The sequence below is a fragment of the Bradyrhizobium sp. Ash2021 genome, from assembly GCF_031202265.1.
Classification (GTDB): Bacteria; Pseudomonadota; Alphaproteobacteria; order Rhizobiales; family Xanthobacteraceae; genus Bradyrhizobium.
The window spans coordinates 4,856,645-4,874,212 of the sequence record NZ_CP100604.1 but is presented as its reverse complement, the minus strand read 5'-3'; the positions used below and the strand labels follow the sequence as shown (position 1 = coordinate 4,874,212).

Below are 17,568 nucleotides of genomic sequence, written 5' to 3'. Positions count from 1 at the left end.
CATGGCTGATGTAGCAATTCAATCGCGCAGAATTGCCGGCGCGGGAACGCGAAAGCGCTCCAGTTTGCGGACAACGCTCAAGCGCAAGTCCACGGCCGCCTTCCTCATGACGCTGCCGCTGATCCTCCTGATCGGAATTCTGGTGATCTATCCGGCCTTCTATTCCCTGCATCTGGCAACCCTGAACAAGTCGATGCAGCGGTTCATCGGCTTCGGCAATTTTGAGTTCCTGTTCAGACGCGAAACGTTCTGGCTGGTCGTGAAGCAATCGTGCATCTTCGCGATCACAGCTGTGGTGTTCAAGGCGCTGATCGGCTTCATCGTCGCGCATTTCGTTCACAACATCCCGGCAAAAGGGCAGCGCAAGTGGCGCGGCATGCTGCTGGTGCCTTGGGTTATCCCCCCCGCGATGAGCACGCTGGCATGGCTGTGGCTGTTCGATCCTTCCTACAGCGCGTTCAATTATACGCTTTCCTATTTTGGCATCGGGCCGATCTCGTGGACTGGCGACGCCTATTGGGCGCGGTTCTCGGTCATTCTTGTCAACATCTGGTTTGGCGCGCCCTTCTTCATGATCATGTATCTGGCGGCGCTGAAATCGGTGCCGGAGCAGCTCTATGAGGCGGCCGCCATCGACGGTGCCAATTGGTGGCAGCGGATCTGGTACGTGACGCTGCCGATGATGCGCAACATCATTGCGATCACGACGCTGTTCTCGCTGATCGTGACGTTTGCCAATTTCGACATTGTCCGGATCCTGACCGCCGGCGGTCCACTGGATCACACGCATATTTTCGCGACCTGGGCGTTCCGCGTTGGTATCGAAGGCGGCGACATCCCGCTCGGCGCCAGCGTGTCGCTGTTCATGTTCCCAATACTCGCGATCGCGGCGATCTTCATCCTGCGCGACATCAACAAACGTGGGAATGAAGCCTGATGAGCACGCTCGCAATCGACAAGGCCGGTCCGACCCGCAAGACCAAATATGGCAGCATGAGCCGCGACCGCGCCTGGGCGCTGAAATGGTCGTACTTCTTCCTCATCCTGTTCGCGATCTTTTCGCTGGTGCCGCCGCTCTACATGCTCATCACCTCGCTGAAGAGCAGTGCCGAGATTTCGGCGGCGACCAATCCCTGGTGGGTATTTCATCCGACGCTGTCGAACTACGTTGGGCTGCTGACGTCGAACCAGTTCCTGATATTCTTCCGGAACTCTGCCTTTGTCTCGATCTTCGTGGTCACCATCACCATGCTGATCAGCGTGCCCGCGGCGTTCGCGCTGTCGCGCATGCGGTTCTGGGGCTCGGCGACCCTCGCGACCGGTGTTTTCCTGACCTACCTCATTCCGGACACGCTGCTGTTCCTTCCCCTGTTCAAGATGTTCGCGGTATTCGGCGACTGGACCGGCATCCAGCTCATCAACAGATGGTACGTGCTGCTGCTGCTCTATCCGACGCTGACGGTTCCGTTCTGCACCTGGATCATGATCGGTTATTTCGCTTCGATCCCCAAAGAGCTCGATGAGGCCGCGATCATCGATGGCGCCTCCTGGTTCCAGACCCTGACGCGGATATTCATTCCGGTGGCGATGCCGGGGATTATCGCCGCAACCATCTTCGCCTTCACCGTGTCTTGGGCGCAATTCCTGTATCCGTTGGTGTTCACGACCTCGACCGATCAACTGGTGCTGCCGGTCGGCATCATCACCTCACTGATCAAGGGCGACGTGTTCAACTGGGGCCAGATCATGACCGGTGCCCTGCTCGGCGCCGCGCCGCCGCTGATCATCTACGCGTTCCTGATGGATTATTACATTGCCGGCCTGACCGCCGGCGCGACAAAGGGTTGAACTCATGGCTGACGTGACGTTGCGCAAGGTGATCAAGCGTTACGACGACGTCGAGGCGGTGCGCGGCATCGATCTCGACATCGCCGACCACGAGTTCGTGGTGCTGGTGGGACCGTCGGGCTGCGGCAAGTCGACCACGCTGCGGATGATCGCGGGGCTTGAGGACATCACCGACGGCGACATCATGATCGGCGGCGACGTCGTCAACGACGTGCCGCCAAAGGACCGCGACATCGCGATGGTGTTCCAGAACTACGCGCTGTACCCGCACATGACGGTCGCCGAGAACATGTCGTTCGGGCTGCGCCTGAAACGTTATCCGAAGGCCGAGATCAAGACCCGGATCGACGAGGCCGCGCGCATGCTCGACATCGTCGAACTGGTCGATCGCAAGCCCAAGCAATTATCCGGCGGCCAGCGCCAGCGTGTCGCGATGGGCCGCGCCATCGTGCGTAACCCAAAAGTGTTCCTGTTCGACGAACCGCTGTCGAACCTCGACGCCAAGCTTCGGGTCCAGATGCGGATCGAAATCAAGAAAGTGCATCAGAAGGTCCGCACCACCACGGTTTACGTCACCCACGATCAGGTCGAGGCGATGACGCTGGCCGACCGGGTCGTGGTGATGAACCACGGCCGCATCGAACAGATCGGCACGCCGAACGAACTCTACCACAAGCCGGCGACGCGCTTTGTCGCCAGCTTCATCGGCTCGCCGGCGATGAATTTCATCCCCTGCCGGCTCGAGGATGTCGGCGGCAAGCTCAACATCCGGATCACCGACCGGATCGCCTTCCCGCTGCCGCCCGCCCGCGCCGCCCGATATCAGGGTGTCTCGCGGACCGACAAATTGCTGTTGGGGGTCCGGCCCGAACACATCACCGAAGCAAAGCCGCATTCGGAGCCGGGCATCGAGCCCTTCGATGCGGTGCTCGATGTTACCGAGCCGATGGGAATGGAAACCCTGATCTATTTCACGCTCGAGGGCGCGCAGATCTGCGGCCGGGTCAATCCCAACGCCGGCGCACGCGATGGTGCCCCGCTCCGATTGGCAGTGGACCTCAACAATATGCACCTGCTAAACGAGGTGACCGGCGTCGTCCTTTGACGGCGCACAAACAAAAATGAGGCCAAGGGGCTGGAAATGGCGACCAACAAGAAGAAAATTTTCGTGACCGAATCGATGTCGCAGCAGGGACGAGCGTTGCTCCACGCACGGGACGATATCGAACTCGTCGAATTCCCCAACATGATCTCGGCCCGGGATTTCGAGGCCATGTTGAAGGCGCAGGCGCCGGTCCACGGCGTGGCGCTCGGCGCCACCCGGTTCGGCGAATCCGAACTCGAGGCGTCCGGCGACATGAAGGTGGTGACGCGGATCGGGGTCGGTTTCGACGCCGTCGATGTCCCGGCGCTGAGCCGCCGCAAGGTGCCGCTGATGGTCGCGGGCACCGCCAACTCGCCGTCGGTCGCCGAACAGGCGCTGTTCATGATGCTGACATTGGCGAAGCGCGCGGTGGAAATGCATTCGATCGTCAAGGACGGCAAATGGGCGGCTCGGCTCGGCATGCTGCCCTACGATCTCTTCGGCAAGACCGTCCTGATCGTCGGTTTCGGCCGCATCGGCACCCGCACCGCCAAGCGTTGCCTGGCGATGGAAATGAACGTTCTGATCTACGATCCCTACAAACCCGCGGCCGACATCAAGGCAGCCGGCTGCGAACCGGTCGCCGATCTCGATGCGGCATTGCCGCGCGCTGACTTCGTCAGCATTCACTGCCCGAAAAATCCGGAAACCGTCGGCATGTTCAATGCCACGCGGCTGCAGCGGATGAAGCCGACGGCGTACCTCATCAACACCGCGCGCGGCGGCATCGTCGACGAACCGGCGCTGCATGCGGCCCTGGTTTCAGGCAAGATTGCGGGCGCGGGCCTCGACGTTTTCGAACAGGAGCCACCGCCGGCCGGCCACTCGCTGTTCGCACTTCCCAACGTCATCATGGCGCCGCATGTCGCCGGCGTGACGCGGGAGGCCGTGGACCGCATGAGCGAGCAAACTGCACGCAATATCCTGAGCGTGCTCGACGGCGATCCGTTGCGCCAAAACGTGATCAATCAGGACGTCTTCGGCTGATCGCCCAGGGATCACCGTTCTGGCGCCGGCCGATCCATCGATCGGCCCGGTCAACGAGGTATGCACATGGCATTCAGGGAATACGGCAATTTTGACGCGGTCGGCCTTGCCGGGCTGGTCCGCAACAAACAGGTCACGGCGCGCGAACTGCTCGACGAGGCCGTGGCGCGCACCGCGAAAATCGATCCGCAAATCAACGCGGTCGTCGTCAAGCATTACGATTATGCCGAACGCCAGATCGAGCAAGGACTTCCCGACGGCCCGTTCGCCGGCGTGCCGTTTCTCCTGAAGGACCTCGATCTGCTGGAGGGCACGCGCACGACGTCCGGCGCGACTTTGCTGAAGGATTTTGTGGCCGATCACAGCGGTACCCTCGCCCAGCGCTTTCTCGCGACTGGCGTCTCGATTTTCGGAAAAAGCGCCAGTCCCGAATTCGGCCTGATGCCGACCACCGAGTCCCGGCTGCACGGACCAACCCGAAATCCCTGGAATCTGGCGCACTCCTCCGGCGGCTCGTCCGGCGGCGCCGCGGCGGCGGTCGCCGCACGCATCCTGCCCGTGGCGCACGCCAGCGACGGCGGCGGCTCGATCCGTATCCCCGCCTCCGCCTGCGGCGTGTTCGGAATGAAGCCGACCCGCGCGCGCAATCCGCTCGGTCCGGATCGCGGCGAAGGCTGGGGCGGATTTTCCTGCGGCCATGTAGTGAGCATCAGCGTGCGCGACAGCGCCGCGATGATGGACGCCATCCACGGGCCGGAAGCGTCGAGCCCCTATGTCGCGCCCGCTCCGGAGCGGCCGTTTGCGCAGGAGGTCGGCCGCGATCCCGGCAAGCTCCGCATCAGCTTCACCGACAAATCGCCTTATGGCGATGCCATCGATCCCGAGATCGCGGCTGCGGTTCGTGACGTCGCCGGCCTGCTCGCAGGATTGGGTCACCACGTCGAGGAGCGCGCGCCGCCGCTGGCTGCCGATCCGGCGGCCGTGATGACCACGATTGTCGGTGGCAACACCGCGCTGACCGTGCGGTTGATCGAGCAGCGGCTCGGCCGCTCGGTGACCGAAAACGATTTCGAGATCCTGACGCTGGCGTTCGCCCACAACGCGCAAAACACCTCGGCGACCGACTATGTCGCAGCCCAACTTGGCGCCTTCCAGATTTCGCGCGGGCTCGCGACCTTCTTCGAGAATCGCGACGTTTTCCTGTGCCCGACGTTGTGTTCGCCGCCGCTGCGCCTCGGCGAACTCGATTCGATGTCTGGGGATCTGTCGCACATCCCGCCGGTCCTGCGGCGCTATATGCCGTGGACCTCGATGTTCAACATGTCCGGCCAGCCCGCGATGTCGGTGCCGCTGGCATGGAATAAGGCCGGATTGCCGCTCGGCATGATGTTTTCAGCCAAATTCGGCGATGAGGCCACCTTGTTTAGCCTGGCAGGCCAGTTGGAGCAGGCGCGGCCCTGGAACGGCCGATTGCCGCCGGTATGCGCGTAAGCTGACAAAACTCAGCCTTAATCCGGAGCGAGGAAGGGGTATTAGCGCTGGTGGCGGAGCCCGGCTTCCGTTAATCACGCCCTATTTCCGGGGACTAATATTTTGAGCCAGAGCGACCCAACCGATAATGCACTTGCGGCCATTGCCAGCATCCTTGACCAGCCCGAATCCCACCGCGAGCCGGACAAGGTCGCGGTTGAAGAGCAGCCTGCGCCGCCCCCCGCGGTCGAGGCGGCCGGTTACTCCAAACTCGGTCCCGGACCGATGGCCGCGATCCGGTTCAAATGGACGGTGCGCGAGGATGATGGCGCATATTATGTCGACGAAACGATCGGCGAGAATTCGACCCCGCTCGTGACGGGGCCGATGACGAAGGAGGCCGCGATCAAGTTCGTGGACGATCGCGAAAGCGACGCGCGGCTGCGCTTCGAGCAGCTGAAAAGCGAAATGACCGGACGCAGCGCCGCCGCCAATCTGGTGCACAAGGACAGCGGCGAGATATAACGCTTCAGTCTCGTTCTCAGGCCTGTCGTCAAACTTATCTTGGCGGACCCAGAAAATCCTTTTTTGCGAGATCGACGCCGGCGTGGCGCAGAATGTCATAGGCCGTCGTGACATGGAAAAAGAACTGCGGCACGCTGAACGTCAGCAGCAGCGATCGCCCGGTGAATTTTCGTTCCGCGCCGTTCCTGAACCTGAACGCGACCTCCTTGTCCGCGGCGCCATCGATCGCGCTGCGCGGCATCGCCTGGACGAAATCGATCGCAGTGGCGATCCGCGATTTCAGCTCCATGATATCGGGCTCGGCATCCCCGAAAGTGTGAGGTTCGCGGCCGGCCAACAGCGCGCAGGCAATGACCGCGTGACGGTTGGCTTCCCCGACCTGCTGACGGAGGCTGTACATGTTGGGGTAGAGCCGCATGTTGAGCAGGATCGCGGGATCGATGTTGCGCGCGCTCGCATAAGCCGATCCATGGTCCAGAAGCGCGGACAGATTGCTAAGATACGGCACGAAAACACCCACGGACGCTTCGTATAATGAGATGGTCACGATTCTGGCTTCTCCGGCTGGCTCCAGGCTGCCATCTGGTCTAGATCCTTGCGCCTGCACAAGTGCATGTCATCAGATTTGGCCGCGGAGAAGACACCATGTTTCGAATTCTGGCGAGCTTGGCAATCGCTGTCCTGGTGACGGTTTCCGCCGACGCCCAGCAGCCCGCGGCATCTTCCCGCCTCGACGACATCATCAAGCGCGGCACGCTGCGCGTCGGCATGACCGGTGACTATCTGCCGTTCACCTATCTCGACAAAACCAATTCGAAATTCCGCGGCTTCGACGTCGACATGGCCGAAGCGCTGAGCAAGGCGCTCGGCGTCAAGGTCGAATATGTCCCGACCGCCTGGCCGCAGCTGATGAAGGATTTTGAGGCCGACAATTTCGACATCGCGATGGGCGGGATCTCGATCACGCTCGACCGGCAGAAGAGGGGAATGTTCTCCACGCCGATCATGCGCGAGGGCAAGACCCCGATCGCGCGCTGCGCCGATGCGGGCAAATACCAGACCATTGCCGATATCGACAAGTCAGGCACGCGCGTGATTGTCAATCCCGGCGGCACCAACGAACGGTTCGCCCGGGCCAACGTGAAGAATGCCGAGATCAGGGTTTTCGGCGACAACGTCACGATCTTCGACGAGATCGCCAAGGGCAATGCCGACCTGATGATGACCGACTCATCGGAGACGCGGTACCAGCAGAAGCTGCATGCCGGCGTGCTCTGCGCGGTGCATCCGGAGAAACCGTTCGACTTCGCCGAGAAGGCCTACTGGCTGCAACGCGATGTCGCGTTGAAGGCCTTCGTCGACCAGTGGCTGCACATCGCCATGGAAGATGGCAGTTTCAAGCGGATCTATGCCGCCTGGTTTGAATAATCCGCATGGACAATACGGCGCAAAACGCAGCGGAAATTGACCACCCATCCGGCCCTAACTAGACTGGCCGCCGGCACCTTTGAACCAAAGCCGCTACACTACGACTCATGATTTGAAAGTGATCCAGGTCACGTTTCGTGACCCTGCTGAAGCATAGCTTCGCTCGCTGGGATTCCCTGCTCAGGAGGTCATCATGAAGAAGCTTCTCGCTATCGCCGCACTGTTGTTGGCGAGCACCGCCGCGCAGGCCCAGTACACCTTCGAATATGGCGGTCGCACCATTCGCGTCGATCCCGATCGCGGCACCGTTTCGATTCCCGGCGTCTACGATAATTCCGGCCGGCGCTCGAAGCGTTCGCGCAACGAGGATAGCGACCGTCCGCGCAAACAGGCGCCGCAGCAGGCGAAGACCGACCCGCAGGCGCCGCCGGCCGAAGCCGTGGTCCCGCCACCCGCACCGGCCGAGCAGACGACCCCCGCTCCCGCTCCGGCCGTCGCCGCTCCCGCGCCCGTTCCCCCGGCGAGCGAACCCGCGACCACGACCGCCACCGTTGCGCCGGCCGATACCGCGGTGGTTCCGCCACCATCTCCACCTGCGGCCAGCGCACCCGAGCCGCAAGTTCAACAGGAACCCGCTGCTGCTCCAAAGCCCGTACCGGCGCCGGCCGTTGCCGCGGTGACGCCACCGCCCGCACCGCCGCCGGCGGCTCCGCAAGCCGCGAATTCGCCGCTCGGCGTCTGGTTGACGGAAGAGAAGGAAGGCAAGGTCCGGATCGAACAATGCGGCGCCAATCTCTGCGGATATTCCGTCGACAAGAGGTCAAACCAGAATGGCGAACAGGTTCTGATCAACATGAAGCCCGGCAAGGACAAATGGAGCGGCCGGATTCTCGATCCGAACACCGGCAGCACCTATGATTCCACCATCGCGCTGAAGGGCACCGACACCCTGCGCGTCCAGGGCTGCGCCTTTGGCGGCGTGTTCTGTGGCGGCCAGACCTGGACAAGGGTCAACTAAAGCGTTTTCGAGCGAACGCCTGCCCCGGACTTGATCCGGGGTGGGATACCGGTTCGCATGGTTTACGCAGATTGCGTAGACTTATCTGCGGTAGAAAACGGGTCAAAACAAAAACCAGAGGGCCTCGGTTCTGATTGAATCAGAGCGGGCCCCGCGCGGATTTTTGCCCGATCAAAAACCTATGCAGCTTTGCTGTCTGCCGCGGTTTTGCGCCGGAATGTTTCGGTATCGCGCTTCAGCGCAATAGTGTCCTGTCCGGCCTCGAAAATGGCAAACCCGCCTGCCTCCAGTCTTTGCGTGAGGTCGGCGGCGTCCTTTTCCGCCATGCTTTCGGTTTCGTAGATCACGAGCTTGGTCGAAAGTTTTGCAAAGTCGAATTGGGAAAGGATGACGTGGTCAAATCCCTCCGCGTCGACCACGATGATGTCGGGGTCGCGATGCGCGGCGCGATCGAGCAGATCGGCAACCGTGACGCACTGAACTTCGCTGGCGCGGATATAGGCGTCGATATTGGCGATCTGGTCGCCGAATTTCTCGATCTGCTCGCGTGACAGCGTGCCCACGCCGTGCGCCCAGCCGGGCAGCCGGCCGCTGCTGCAGTCGAGCGTGTACATGGTCATGGCGCCGTTGTTCTCGGCCACGGCGTATTGCAGGAACACCATGCCCGGGAAGTCGCGATAGGTGCGTTGCAGCTCGCGATAATAGTTCGCCTGCGGCTCGACGAATGTGCCCGTCAGCCTGTGGCGGAAGATCGCCAAATTCAGCGGATCCGAGAGATAGCCGTCATTGGCGCCGATTTGCAGAAAGGTCCGCGCGTTGTCCTGCAGGACGACGTCTTCCACCAGAACCTCGACCGGCCGCCGGACATAGCCGCCCAGCCGGTAAGCGATGTTGCGAATGTTCGATTTCTGGCGTGCCGATAAATTGCGTGCCGCGAGCGCTCTGATCATCGGTCGTATCCTTTTGGGCAAAGGCTGTGTCATCGCGAGACAGCCGGCGTCCTCAAGGACAGAGGATTGCGAAGAGCGTGCCATCGATCGACCGGTGACGGTCCTGGTGGCCGGTTCGCGTGTCCCGGACGCGACGCAGCGCTTATTGCGCTGCTCCGCAGAGCCGGGACCCACCCCGGATCAGGTCCGGGGCAGGCTTTCGCTCGAAATGCACTAACCAAGCTTTGCGGAAAATTCCGCGTCGGTCACGTGCTCCATCCAGGTCACGTGACTGCCGTCCAGCGACTCCTGCATCGCGATATGGGCCATGCCGTTGGTCGGCGACGCGCCGTGCCAATGTTTCTCACCCGGCGGAATCCAGACCACGTCACCGGGCCGGATCTCGTGGATCGGTCCACCCTTGGTCTGAACCCGTCCAACGCCTGAGATCACGTACAGCGTCTGGCCGAGCGGATGCGTGTGCCAGGCCGTCCTCGCGCCGGGCTCGAAGGCGACCAGGTTCGAGACCAGCCGTGCCGGCGCCGCGGTTGCGACGATCGGATCCTGCAGCACAGTGCCGGTAAAGTATTCCGGCGGCGCGCGGCGGGTCGGCCGCGAGCCAGAGACGTGAATATCCATGGGGTTACCTCGCTTTTTTGATGTTATTTCTTGGATGCCGCGTAGCGCGCCTTGGTCTCGGCGTTCATGGGATAGAGGCCGGGCAAGACCGCACCCTTGTTCACTTCATTGACGATCCAGGCTTCCATCCGCTCCTGCTCGGCGCCTTCGGCCAGAATGAGGTCGAGGAATGCTTGCGGGATCAGCACCGCGCCGTCCTGGTCGGCGACGACGATATCGTTCGGAAACACCGCGACGCCGCCGCAGCCGATCGGTTCGCCCCAGCCCACGAAGGTCAGCCCCGCCACCGAAGGCGGCGCGGCAAAACCGTCGCACCAGACCGGCAGGCCCGTACCCAATACGCCTTCGACGTCGCGCACGACGCCGTCAGTGATCAGCGCCGCGACGCCGCGTTTCATCATGCGCGCGCACAGAATGTCGCCGAAGATGCCGGCATCCTTGACGCCCATGGCATCGACCACGGCAATGCAGCCGGCGGGCATCGCCTCAATTGCGGTGCGCGTCGAAATCGGCGACGACCATGATTCCGGCGTTGCCAGATCTTCGCGCGCGGGCACGAAGCGCAGCGTGAAAGCAGGTCCCACCAGCCGCGGCAGCCCGGGCCGCAGCGGTTTGGTGCCGCGCATCCAGACGTTTCGCAGGCCCTTCTTGAGCAGGACCGTGGTGATGGTGGCGGTAGACACGCGCGACAGCGTCGCGATCGCTTCGGGGGGCAGGGACATCTGGAAGGCTGGCTCCGGTGGGAATGAATTGCGCGCGCATCTTGCGGGGTGCGGCCATCGCGTCAAGGCCTGCTTGGCGGGGTGCGATCACAACATCTTATCGCTGGCATGCAGATTAATTTATTGAAGTTGCTGGTTCTTTTTGCACGAAGCGAATTCCACTGCGACCCAAAACAGGCTAGAGCGTGATATTCGGACGAGTCACGAGCCATGGCCGCACCCTTAAGCCCACCCCGCCTTTTGCCGAGCGGCGACAGCGCCATCACGGTGGAATTCAGCCGCAACATCGACGATGACGCCAACCGGCGGGTGCTGGCGCTCGACCGGGCGATGGCTGGCGCGCCCGTTACCGGCGTCACCGAGACCGTGCCGACCTATCGGTCGCTGCTGGTGCATTACGATCCCGTGCAGATCGGTTTCGCCGAGCTCGGCGAGCAGCTTCTCGCGCTGGCGCAGCGGCCCGTTCCCGCGGCGGCAAAAACCCGGCGCTGGCGTATCCCGGTGGTCTATGGCGGCGAGCACGGCATCGACCTCGAGGACGTTGCGAAAACGCTCAACACCACGCCTGACGACATCGTGGCGCGACACACCGCCGGTGATTACCGCGTCGCCATGATCGGCTTTACACCGGGCTGGTCGTACCTCAGCGGGCTGGCGCCCTCGCTGCAGATGCCGCGGCGGCAAAATCCGCGCCTGCTGACGCCGGCCGGGACGATCTCGATCGGCGGCGTACAAACCGGCGTGCAGTGCCTGGCCGGCCCCAGCGGCTGGCACCTGTTGGGACAGACGGCGGTGAGGACCTACCAGCTCCACCGCGAACCAACTTTTCTGCTGGAGCCCGGCGATGCCATTACCTTCACGCCGGTCGATGCCAAGACCTTCGCGGACCAGGATCGCGCCGCGGAAGCCGGCGAATTCGTCGCCGAGTTGATGGCGTCATGAGCAAGCTCGTCATCCCATCGATCGGTCCGGCAAGTTCGGTGCAGGACGGCGGACGGCCCGGCGCCCAGCGCTACGGCCTGACCCCGGGCGGCGCAATCGACCGCCTGGCGCTGGCGGCCGCGAATACGCTGGTTGGAAACGACCTGTTTCTAGCAGCCGTCGAAATCGGCCCGTTCGGCGCTAAATTCACGGCGCGCGGCGGCGCCGTCCGCGTCGCGCTATCGGGCGCGCCACGCAATGCCGACATCGCCGGACGCGCGGTTGCCTCGGATACATCGATGACGCTGGCCGACGGCGAGACATTGACGCTCGGCTTTGCCCGTGGCGGGTCGTTCAGCTACCTCGCGATCGAAGGCGGCGTGCAGGGCGAGCCGATGTTCGGCAGTCTGGCCGTGAACGCGCGCGCCGGGCTCGGCAGCCCGTACCCCCGCCCGCTGCAGGCCGGTGACGAGTTGCAGACCGCGCCCGCCAGCGGCATGGCCGAGCGACGGATCGACCTTCCGGCGACGTCGGAGGCGCCGATCCGTATCGTGTTCGGACCGCAGGACGATGAATTCACCGCCGAAACAAAAAAGCTGTTTCTCGACAGCGAATGGAAGATCTCGGCGACCAGCGACCGCATGGGCTACCGGCTCGAGGGGCCCGTCATCCAGCATACCGACGGCCACAACATCGTGTCCGACGGCACCGTCAACGGCAGCATCCAGATCCCCGGCAACGGCCAGCCCATCGTGCTGATGCCGGACCGTGGCACCAGCGGCGGTTATCCAAAGATCGCGGCCGTGATATCGGCCGACCTCGGTCGGTTCGCGCAGATCCCCGCCGGCCGCGCGTTTCGCTTCAAAGCGATCAGCATGACCGAGGCGCATGCCGAGTTGCGCAAATTCCGGGAATTGCTGCGCACCCTGCCCGACCGGCTGAGCGATATCGAAAGCTTTGATCTCAACATCGAGGCGCTGCATGATGCCAATGTCGCCGGCCACGCCGTCAGTGCCGTCGATGCCGGGACGTGGCACGTCGTATCGCCAGCGGACATATTGGGGCCGGACTGACCAATCCCCAGGACTCAACGACACGATTCACTCACAAGCGGACCGATCATCATGACAACCATCGATCTCAACTGCGATCTCGGCGAAAGCTTTGGCCCGTGGGAAATGGGCAATGACGCGGCCATGATCGAGCTTGCGACCTCGGTGAACGTCGCCTGCGGTTTCCATGCCGGCGACGCCGACATCATGCGCCACACCGTGGAGCTCGCGAAAGCGCGCGGCGTCAGCGTCGGCGCGCATCCCGGCTACCGCGACCTGCACGGTTTCGGCCGCCGGCCGGTGCCCGGCATGAAATCGTCGGAGATCGAGAACCTGGTCGCCTACCAGATCGGCGCGCTGCAGGCGATCGCGACCGCGGCCGGCCACAAGGTCACCCACGTCAAGGCGCATGGCGCGCTCTCCAACGTTGCCTGCGAGGACGACATGACGGCGAAAGCGATCGCCAGCGCCATTAGGGCAGTCGACCCAAACTTGATCTTTGTGGTGCTCGCCAATTCAAAACTGGTGCAGGCCGGCGAAGCGGCCAACTTGCCGATGGTGCACGAGGTGTTCGCCGATCGCGCCTACGAAGACACGGGATCGCTGGTGTCGCGCAAGAAGCCGGGCGCGGTGTTGCATGATGCGAAGCAGATCGCGGACCGCGTGGTGCGGATGGTGCAGGACGGCGCGGTGGTCTCGGTGACCGGCAAGATCATCAAGATGCGCACCGATACCGTCTGCATTCACGGCGACACGCCCGGCGCAGTTGATATCGCCCGGGGCGTGCGGCAGGCGTTGAAGGACGCAGGGATCGCGGTGGCGCCGTTCAAGACGGCGCATTAGCCGCACCCACCGCCCTCATCCAGAGGAGCCGCGCAATGGCGCGGCGTCTCGAAGGATGGGCCGCAGCATGATACGTCATCCTTCGAGACGCGCGCAAAGCGCGCTCCTCAGGATGAAGGCTTTCTTCAGAACGGGTGAACCGACAGCGTGCCGAATACGACGGCCGCGATGAGCGCGAGCGCGCTGTAGAGCGCGGCGGTGTGGATTCCGGTTCCGGTCCGGCGGGACAGGGAGCGCGCGTAAAGGTGCAGGCGGGCTTCCGCCGATAGTTCGCGCATGGTCGATCTCCAACGCCCCATTTGCGATAATGGAATATCGTTCGTGGCGCGACGCAAGATGACCGGCGAAATAGCGATGCGATGCTTCGGCGGACTCCGTTTTAGGTGAAAAATTCTCTCACACGGATTCCCGCGAGAATTTTATTCGGCCCGATTTGAGCGAATGGGAACCCGGACTTCTTGTTTTACGCGTTTTCTTCACGCGAGCCGGTTCCCACCTTGGATCAAGTCCGGGCAGGCTTTCGCTTGAAAACGCTTTAGTAGACGTCCTGCTGGAACCGGCCCTTCTTTTTGAGTTCCGCAACAAAGGCGATGGCCTCGTCGGTGGAGCGGGCGCCGAACTGGGCGACGATATCGACCAGCGCGCGCTCGACGTCCTTGGCCATCCGCTTGGCGTCGCCGCAGATGTAGATGTAGGCGCCTTCGGCCATCCATGTCCACAGTTCGCGGCCGAGTTCACGCATGCGGTCCTGCACGTAAAATTTCTTGTCGCCGTCGCGCGACCACGCCAGCGACAACCGCGTCAGCAGGCCCGAGGTCTTCATGACGTTGAGTTCATCGGCATAGAAGAAATCGCAGTCGCTGCGCTGATGACCGAAGAACAGCCAGTTCTTGCCGGGCGCACCGGTGGCGCGGCGGTCGTGCAGGAAGGCGCGGAACGGTGCGATGCCGGTGCCGGGTCCGATCATGATGATCGGGACCTTGGGATCGTCCGGCAACGCGAAGCCGTGGGCCTTCTGCACATAGACCTTGACCTCGTCGCCAGGCTGGATGCGCTCGGCGAGGAAGGTCGAAGCCAGCCCGAGCCGCTTGCGCCTGTTGATGACATAGCGCACGCAATCGACCGTCAGCGACAGCTTTCCAGGCGTGGCATTGTGCGACGACGAGATCGAATAAAGCCGCGGCTGCAATGGTTCGAGCGCCTCGATAAAGGCTTCCGGGTGCGGCCGCACATTGGAGAATTTTTGCAGCACCGCCATCACGTCCAGCGTCGCGGCATCGCCGTCGGGATCCTCGCCCTGCGCCAGCGCCCGTGCCTTCTCGCGCTGCGCGCCGCCGGTCAGGTAGGAGATCAGTTCGAACAGCGAATCCGGGGCCGGCGCCAGCGAGACATCGTCGAGCAGGACTGCGCGCAACGTCTTGCCACGGACATCAGTGGTATGCGACGCGCCGAGCAGCGCGATGATCTGGTCGACATGGCCGAGATCGTTGCGGGCAAAGATGCCGAAGGAATCGCCGACGACATAATCGAGGCCGCAGCCCGAGAGGTCGAAATCGATGTGCCAGGTCTCCTTTTCCGACTTGCCCTTGTTGAGCAGACGGCGCGCGATGAATTTTGCCGGCGCCGGATTGTCGCGCGAACGCCCCGGCTCCGCCACGACCGTGGGCCCAACAGCGGCAGCTGCCGCAACCGATGACGATGCGGCCGGCGCTTTTTCCAGTTCCTCGTTCAGCGCCTTGAGCATCCGCGCGGTTTCCTTGCCGCCGGGGACGCAGAGATTGAGCCGCGCCTCGCTCTTAGCTGCGATCGCGTCGGAATAGTCGTTGCAATTGTAGCCGCACTGGCCGCAGTCCTGCTGCGCCATCGCCGCCATCATGCGCCGGCGCAACGGCCGGCCTTCGGCAAGCTTCATGCGCTCGGCGATCGGCATGGTCTGGTCGTGCCACGGCGCTTCGCCGTCGTCGCCGGCGGGACCTTGCATCACCGCAGCGCCCTGCTCGGCCGACAACGGCGTCGTACCGTCGGACAACAGGCCGGCAAAGAAGCCATTCAGCCAGGAGCGCTGTGCCTCAGAGAACGGCGCGCTCGAAGGGATGATCTCGATTTTCGGTGGCGGCGTAATCTGGTTCATGACGACACCTCTGCATCGGCGAGCTTGCGCAGCATTTCGCCGTCATGGCGGCGGGCAAATGACAGAAAGGTTTCGTCCGGCGAGGCGCGATGCGCAAGATACGCCTTCAACAGTCGCTCGACCGTCTGCGGCGCATCCTCGGCCTTGAGGTCGTGATAGACCTCCTGCCCGACATCGGCGTTGGGACCAAAACCGCCACCCGCGAACAGATGATAGCCTTCGACGGGATCAGCATCTTCGCCAATATCAACCTTGGCCGCGATCAGCCCGATATCGCTGATGTAGTGCTGCGCACAGGAGTGGTGGCAGCCGGTCACATGGATGTTGAGCGGCGTCTCGATGTTGACTCGCGGTTCGCACCAGTCGCCGATTTCGGCCGCATGGCGCTTGGTGTCGGATGCCGCGAACTTGCAGCCGGCATTGCCGGTGCAGGCGATCAGCCCGGCGCGGATTTGCGAAGCCTCGACCGCCAATCCAATAGCCTTGATGGCAGCGATCGCAAGTTCGATATTCTCGTCCCGCACGCCCGGGATCAGCAGGTTCTGCCAGACGGTCAGTCGGATATCGCCGTCGCCGAGATCCTGGACGATCCTGGCGAGCCCGCGCATCTGCTCGCACGTCACCTTGCCGAGCGGCAACGCGACGCCGATCCAGTTCAACCCTTCCTGCTTTTGCTTGTGCACGCCGATATGCGCCATGCGATCGAACGCCGGACGCGGCGCCAGCGCTTCTGACGGTACCCGCGTGAAGGCATGACCGAGCTTTTCCTCGACCAGGATGAGGAACTTCTCCATCCCCATGCTGTCGATCACATATTTCAGCCGCGCCTTGAGCCGGTTGGTGCGGTCGCCGAGTTCGATGAACACGCGGACGATCGTGTCCGCCACCTTGGTGGCATCGGCCGGCTTGACGATGATGTCGGTGTATTTGGCAAAATCCCTGTGACCGGTGATGCCGCCGATCCCCAACCGGAACCAGATTCCGGGCTCGACGCCAAAGCCGTCTTTCACCTCGACCGCGGAGAACGCGATGTCGTTGGTGTCTTCCAGCACCGCGATCTTGCCGGCGCCGTCGAAGGCGACGTTGAACTTGCGCGGCAAGCCATACAGCGAGCGGTCGTTGAGGATGTGGTAGTGCCACTCGCGGGCATATTCGCGGGTGTCGAGAATCTCCTGCGGATCAATCCCGGCGGTCGGCGTGCCCGTGACGTTGCGGATATTGTCGGCGCCGGAACCGCGCGAGCACAGGCCGAGATCCTGAATGCCTTCGATCAGCGCCACCGCGTGCTTCGGCGGAATTTCGCGCACCTGAAGATTGGCGCGGGTGGTGACGTGGCAAAACGGCCCGCACAGCCGCTCGGCCAGATCAGCCATGCCGGCGAATTGCCAATGCTTGAGGATGCCGTTCGGAATCCGTAAGCGGCACATGTAGGAATCCTGCGCCGGCGCCACGTAAAACAGCCCGTAATAGCGCCAGCGGAAATTGTCCGCTGGCGACGGCGGCGCATTGTCGAGCGCCTGCTGCTTCAGCCGCGGATAGGCATCGAACGGATGCTCTTCGCGCTTGTACTTTTCCTGATCCGCGAGTTTTTTGCCCGATGCCGTGATCTCGTCCTGCGCCTTGATATGCGCGGCTTCAGGTCCGGACGGTTCGGTGCTTGCCTTGCCTGCGCTGCCGCCAAGGCCACGTCCGACCCTGCTGATCTGCAAGCCCGTGGTAAAGCCTTCGAGATAGCGTTTCTGCTCGTCGGTGAAGTCGACTGAGAGCGATTCGATTTTCATGGCGGCGACGAAGCTCCTGCGGCCACGTTCGGTGGCTGCAACGGGAATGGGATGACCGCCTTGAAATCAGCTCAGCTTCAAGCGCCGGGCTCGATTCCAGCAAACGGTCCGACCAGCCTCGTTGCTGCGG

18 protein-coding genes are annotated in these 17,568 nt (G+C 62.9%); 11 read left to right on the top strand and 7 right to left on the bottom strand.

Annotated elements, in window-relative coordinates:
• Position 1: 1 nt before the first annotated feature.
• The 6 genes from NL528_RS23225 (at position 2) to NL528_RS23200 (ending at position 5,974) form a co-directional block, all read left to right on the top strand.
• A complete protein-coding gene (locus NL528_RS23225) occupies positions 2 to 937 on the top strand; it encodes a sugar ABC transporter permease (RefSeq protein WP_309176784.1) in 936 nt (311 codons plus the stop codon).
• On the top strand, positions 937 to 1,848 hold the full coding sequence (locus NL528_RS23220) for a carbohydrate ABC transporter permease (RefSeq protein ID WP_309176783.1): 912 nt from the start codon (positions 937 to 939) through the stop codon (positions 1,846 to 1,848). Before NL528_RS23225 ends, NL528_RS23220 begins: the two co-directional genes overlap by 1 nt.
• 4 nt (positions 1,849 to 1,852) lie before the next feature.
• Positions 1,853 to 2,953, top strand: coding sequence for a sn-glycerol-3-phosphate ABC transporter ATP-binding protein UgpC (locus NL528_RS23215; RefSeq protein WP_309176782.1), 1,101 nt, complete (start codon positions 1,853 to 1,855; stop codon positions 2,951 to 2,953).
• Positions 2,954 to 2,989: 36 nt separating this feature from the next.
• On the top strand, positions 2,990 to 3,979 hold the full coding sequence (locus NL528_RS23210) for a hydroxyacid dehydrogenase (RefSeq protein ID WP_309176781.1): 990 nt from the start codon (positions 2,990 to 2,992) through the stop codon (positions 3,977 to 3,979).
• Positions 3,980 to 4,045: 66 nt separating this feature from the next.
• Positions 4,046 to 5,470: an amidase gene (locus NL528_RS23205; RefSeq protein WP_309176780.1), complete on the top strand. Its 1,425-nt coding sequence runs from the start codon at positions 4,046 to 4,048 to the stop codon at positions 5,468 to 5,470.
• A gap of 102 nt (positions 5,471 to 5,572) precedes the next feature.
• The gene (locus tag NL528_RS23200; RefSeq protein WP_309176779.1) at positions 5,573 to 5,974 is read left to right on the top strand and encodes a hypothetical protein; all 402 of its coding nucleotides are present in this window, start codon (positions 5,573 to 5,575) and stop codon (positions 5,972 to 5,974) included.
• 34 nt (positions 5,975 to 6,008) lie between these two features.
• Here the strand turns inward: NL528_RS23200 and NL528_RS23195 are convergent, their stop codons facing one another.
• The gene (locus tag NL528_RS23195; protein ID WP_309176778.1) at positions 6,009 to 6,521 is read right to left on the bottom strand and encodes a DUF1993 domain-containing protein; all 513 of its coding nucleotides are present in this window, start codon (positions 6,519 to 6,521) and stop codon (positions 6,009 to 6,011) included.
• Between the two features lie 98 nt (positions 6,522 to 6,619).
• Here NL528_RS23195 and NL528_RS23190 point away from each other — a divergent pair, with 98 nt between their 5' ends.
• Both NL528_RS23190 and NL528_RS23185 read left to right on the top strand, forming a co-directional pair.
• Positions 6,620 to 7,402, top strand: a complete 783-nt coding sequence (locus NL528_RS23190; protein WP_309176777.1) for a transporter substrate-binding domain-containing protein — start codon at positions 6,620 to 6,622, stop codon at positions 7,400 to 7,402.
• Positions 7,403 to 7,595: 193 nt separating this feature from the next.
• On the top strand, positions 7,596 to 8,420 hold the full coding sequence (locus NL528_RS23185) for a DUF2147 domain-containing protein (RefSeq protein WP_309176776.1): 825 nt from the start codon (positions 7,596 to 7,598) through the stop codon (positions 8,418 to 8,420).
• 179 nt (positions 8,421 to 8,599) lie between these two features.
• On the opposite strand, the gene NL528_RS23180 is transcribed toward NL528_RS23185, so the two are convergent.
• The 3 genes from NL528_RS23180 to NL528_RS23170 all read right to left on the bottom strand — a co-directional run bounded on the left by NL528_RS23180 (position 8,600) and on the right by NL528_RS23170 (position 10,710).
• Positions 8,600 to 9,370, bottom strand: coding sequence for an FkbM family methyltransferase (locus tag NL528_RS23180; protein ID WP_309176775.1), 771 nt, complete (start codon positions 9,368 to 9,370; stop codon positions 8,600 to 8,602).
• A 213-nt stretch (positions 9,371 to 9,583) separates the two neighbouring features.
• Positions 9,584 to 9,988, bottom strand: a complete 405-nt coding sequence (locus NL528_RS23175; protein WP_309176774.1) for a cupin domain-containing protein — start codon at positions 9,986 to 9,988, stop codon at positions 9,584 to 9,586.
• A 23-nt stretch (positions 9,989 to 10,011) separates the two neighbouring features.
• Positions 10,012 to 10,710 (bottom strand): ribonuclease activity regulator RraA, encoded by a 699-nt coding sequence (locus NL528_RS23170; protein WP_309176773.1) that lies wholly within the window; start codon positions 10,708 to 10,710, stop codon positions 10,012 to 10,014.
• 210 nt (positions 10,711 to 10,920) lie between these two features.
• Between NL528_RS23170 and pxpB the strand changes: the two genes are divergently transcribed.
• From pxpB to NL528_RS23155, 3 genes are read left to right on the top strand one after another with little or no spacing between them, the layout of a single operon-like run.
• Positions 10,921 to 11,652 carry a 5-oxoprolinase subunit PxpB gene (pxpB, locus tag NL528_RS23165; protein ID WP_309176772.1) on the top strand — a complete coding sequence of 244 codons (732 nt, stop codon included), beginning with the start codon at positions 10,921 to 10,923 and terminating at the stop codon, positions 11,650 to 11,652.
• The gene (locus NL528_RS23160) at positions 11,649 to 12,704 is read left to right on the top strand and encodes a biotin-dependent carboxyltransferase family protein (RefSeq protein WP_309176771.1); all 1,056 of its coding nucleotides are present in this window, start codon (positions 11,649 to 11,651) and stop codon (positions 12,702 to 12,704) included. Before pxpB ends, NL528_RS23160 begins: the two co-directional genes overlap by 4 nt.
• A gap of 51 nt (positions 12,705 to 12,755) precedes the next feature.
• Positions 12,756 to 13,526, top strand: a complete 771-nt coding sequence (locus tag NL528_RS23155; RefSeq protein WP_309176769.1) for a 5-oxoprolinase subunit PxpA — start codon at positions 12,756 to 12,758, stop codon at positions 13,524 to 13,526.
• 125 nt (positions 13,527 to 13,651) lie between these two features.
• Here the strand turns inward: NL528_RS23155 and NL528_RS23150 are convergent, their stop codons facing one another.
• From NL528_RS23150 to NL528_RS23140, 3 genes are all read right to left on the bottom strand, one after another.
• Positions 13,652 to 13,804 (bottom strand): hypothetical protein, encoded by a 153-nt coding sequence (locus tag NL528_RS23150; RefSeq protein ID WP_309176768.1) that lies wholly within the window; start codon positions 13,802 to 13,804, stop codon positions 13,652 to 13,654.
• A gap of 257 nt (positions 13,805 to 14,061) precedes the next feature.
• Positions 14,062 to 15,657, bottom strand: coding sequence for a sulfite reductase subunit alpha (locus tag NL528_RS23145; protein WP_309176767.1), 1,596 nt, complete (start codon positions 15,655 to 15,657; stop codon positions 14,062 to 14,064).
• Positions 15,654 to 17,438 carry a NirA family protein gene (locus tag NL528_RS23140; RefSeq protein ID WP_309176766.1) on the bottom strand — a complete coding sequence of 595 codons (1,785 nt, stop codon included), beginning with the start codon at positions 17,436 to 17,438 and terminating at the stop codon, positions 15,654 to 15,656. Before NL528_RS23140 ends, NL528_RS23145 begins: the two co-directional genes overlap by 4 nt.
• Positions 17,439 to 17,568: the final 130 nt, after the last annotated feature.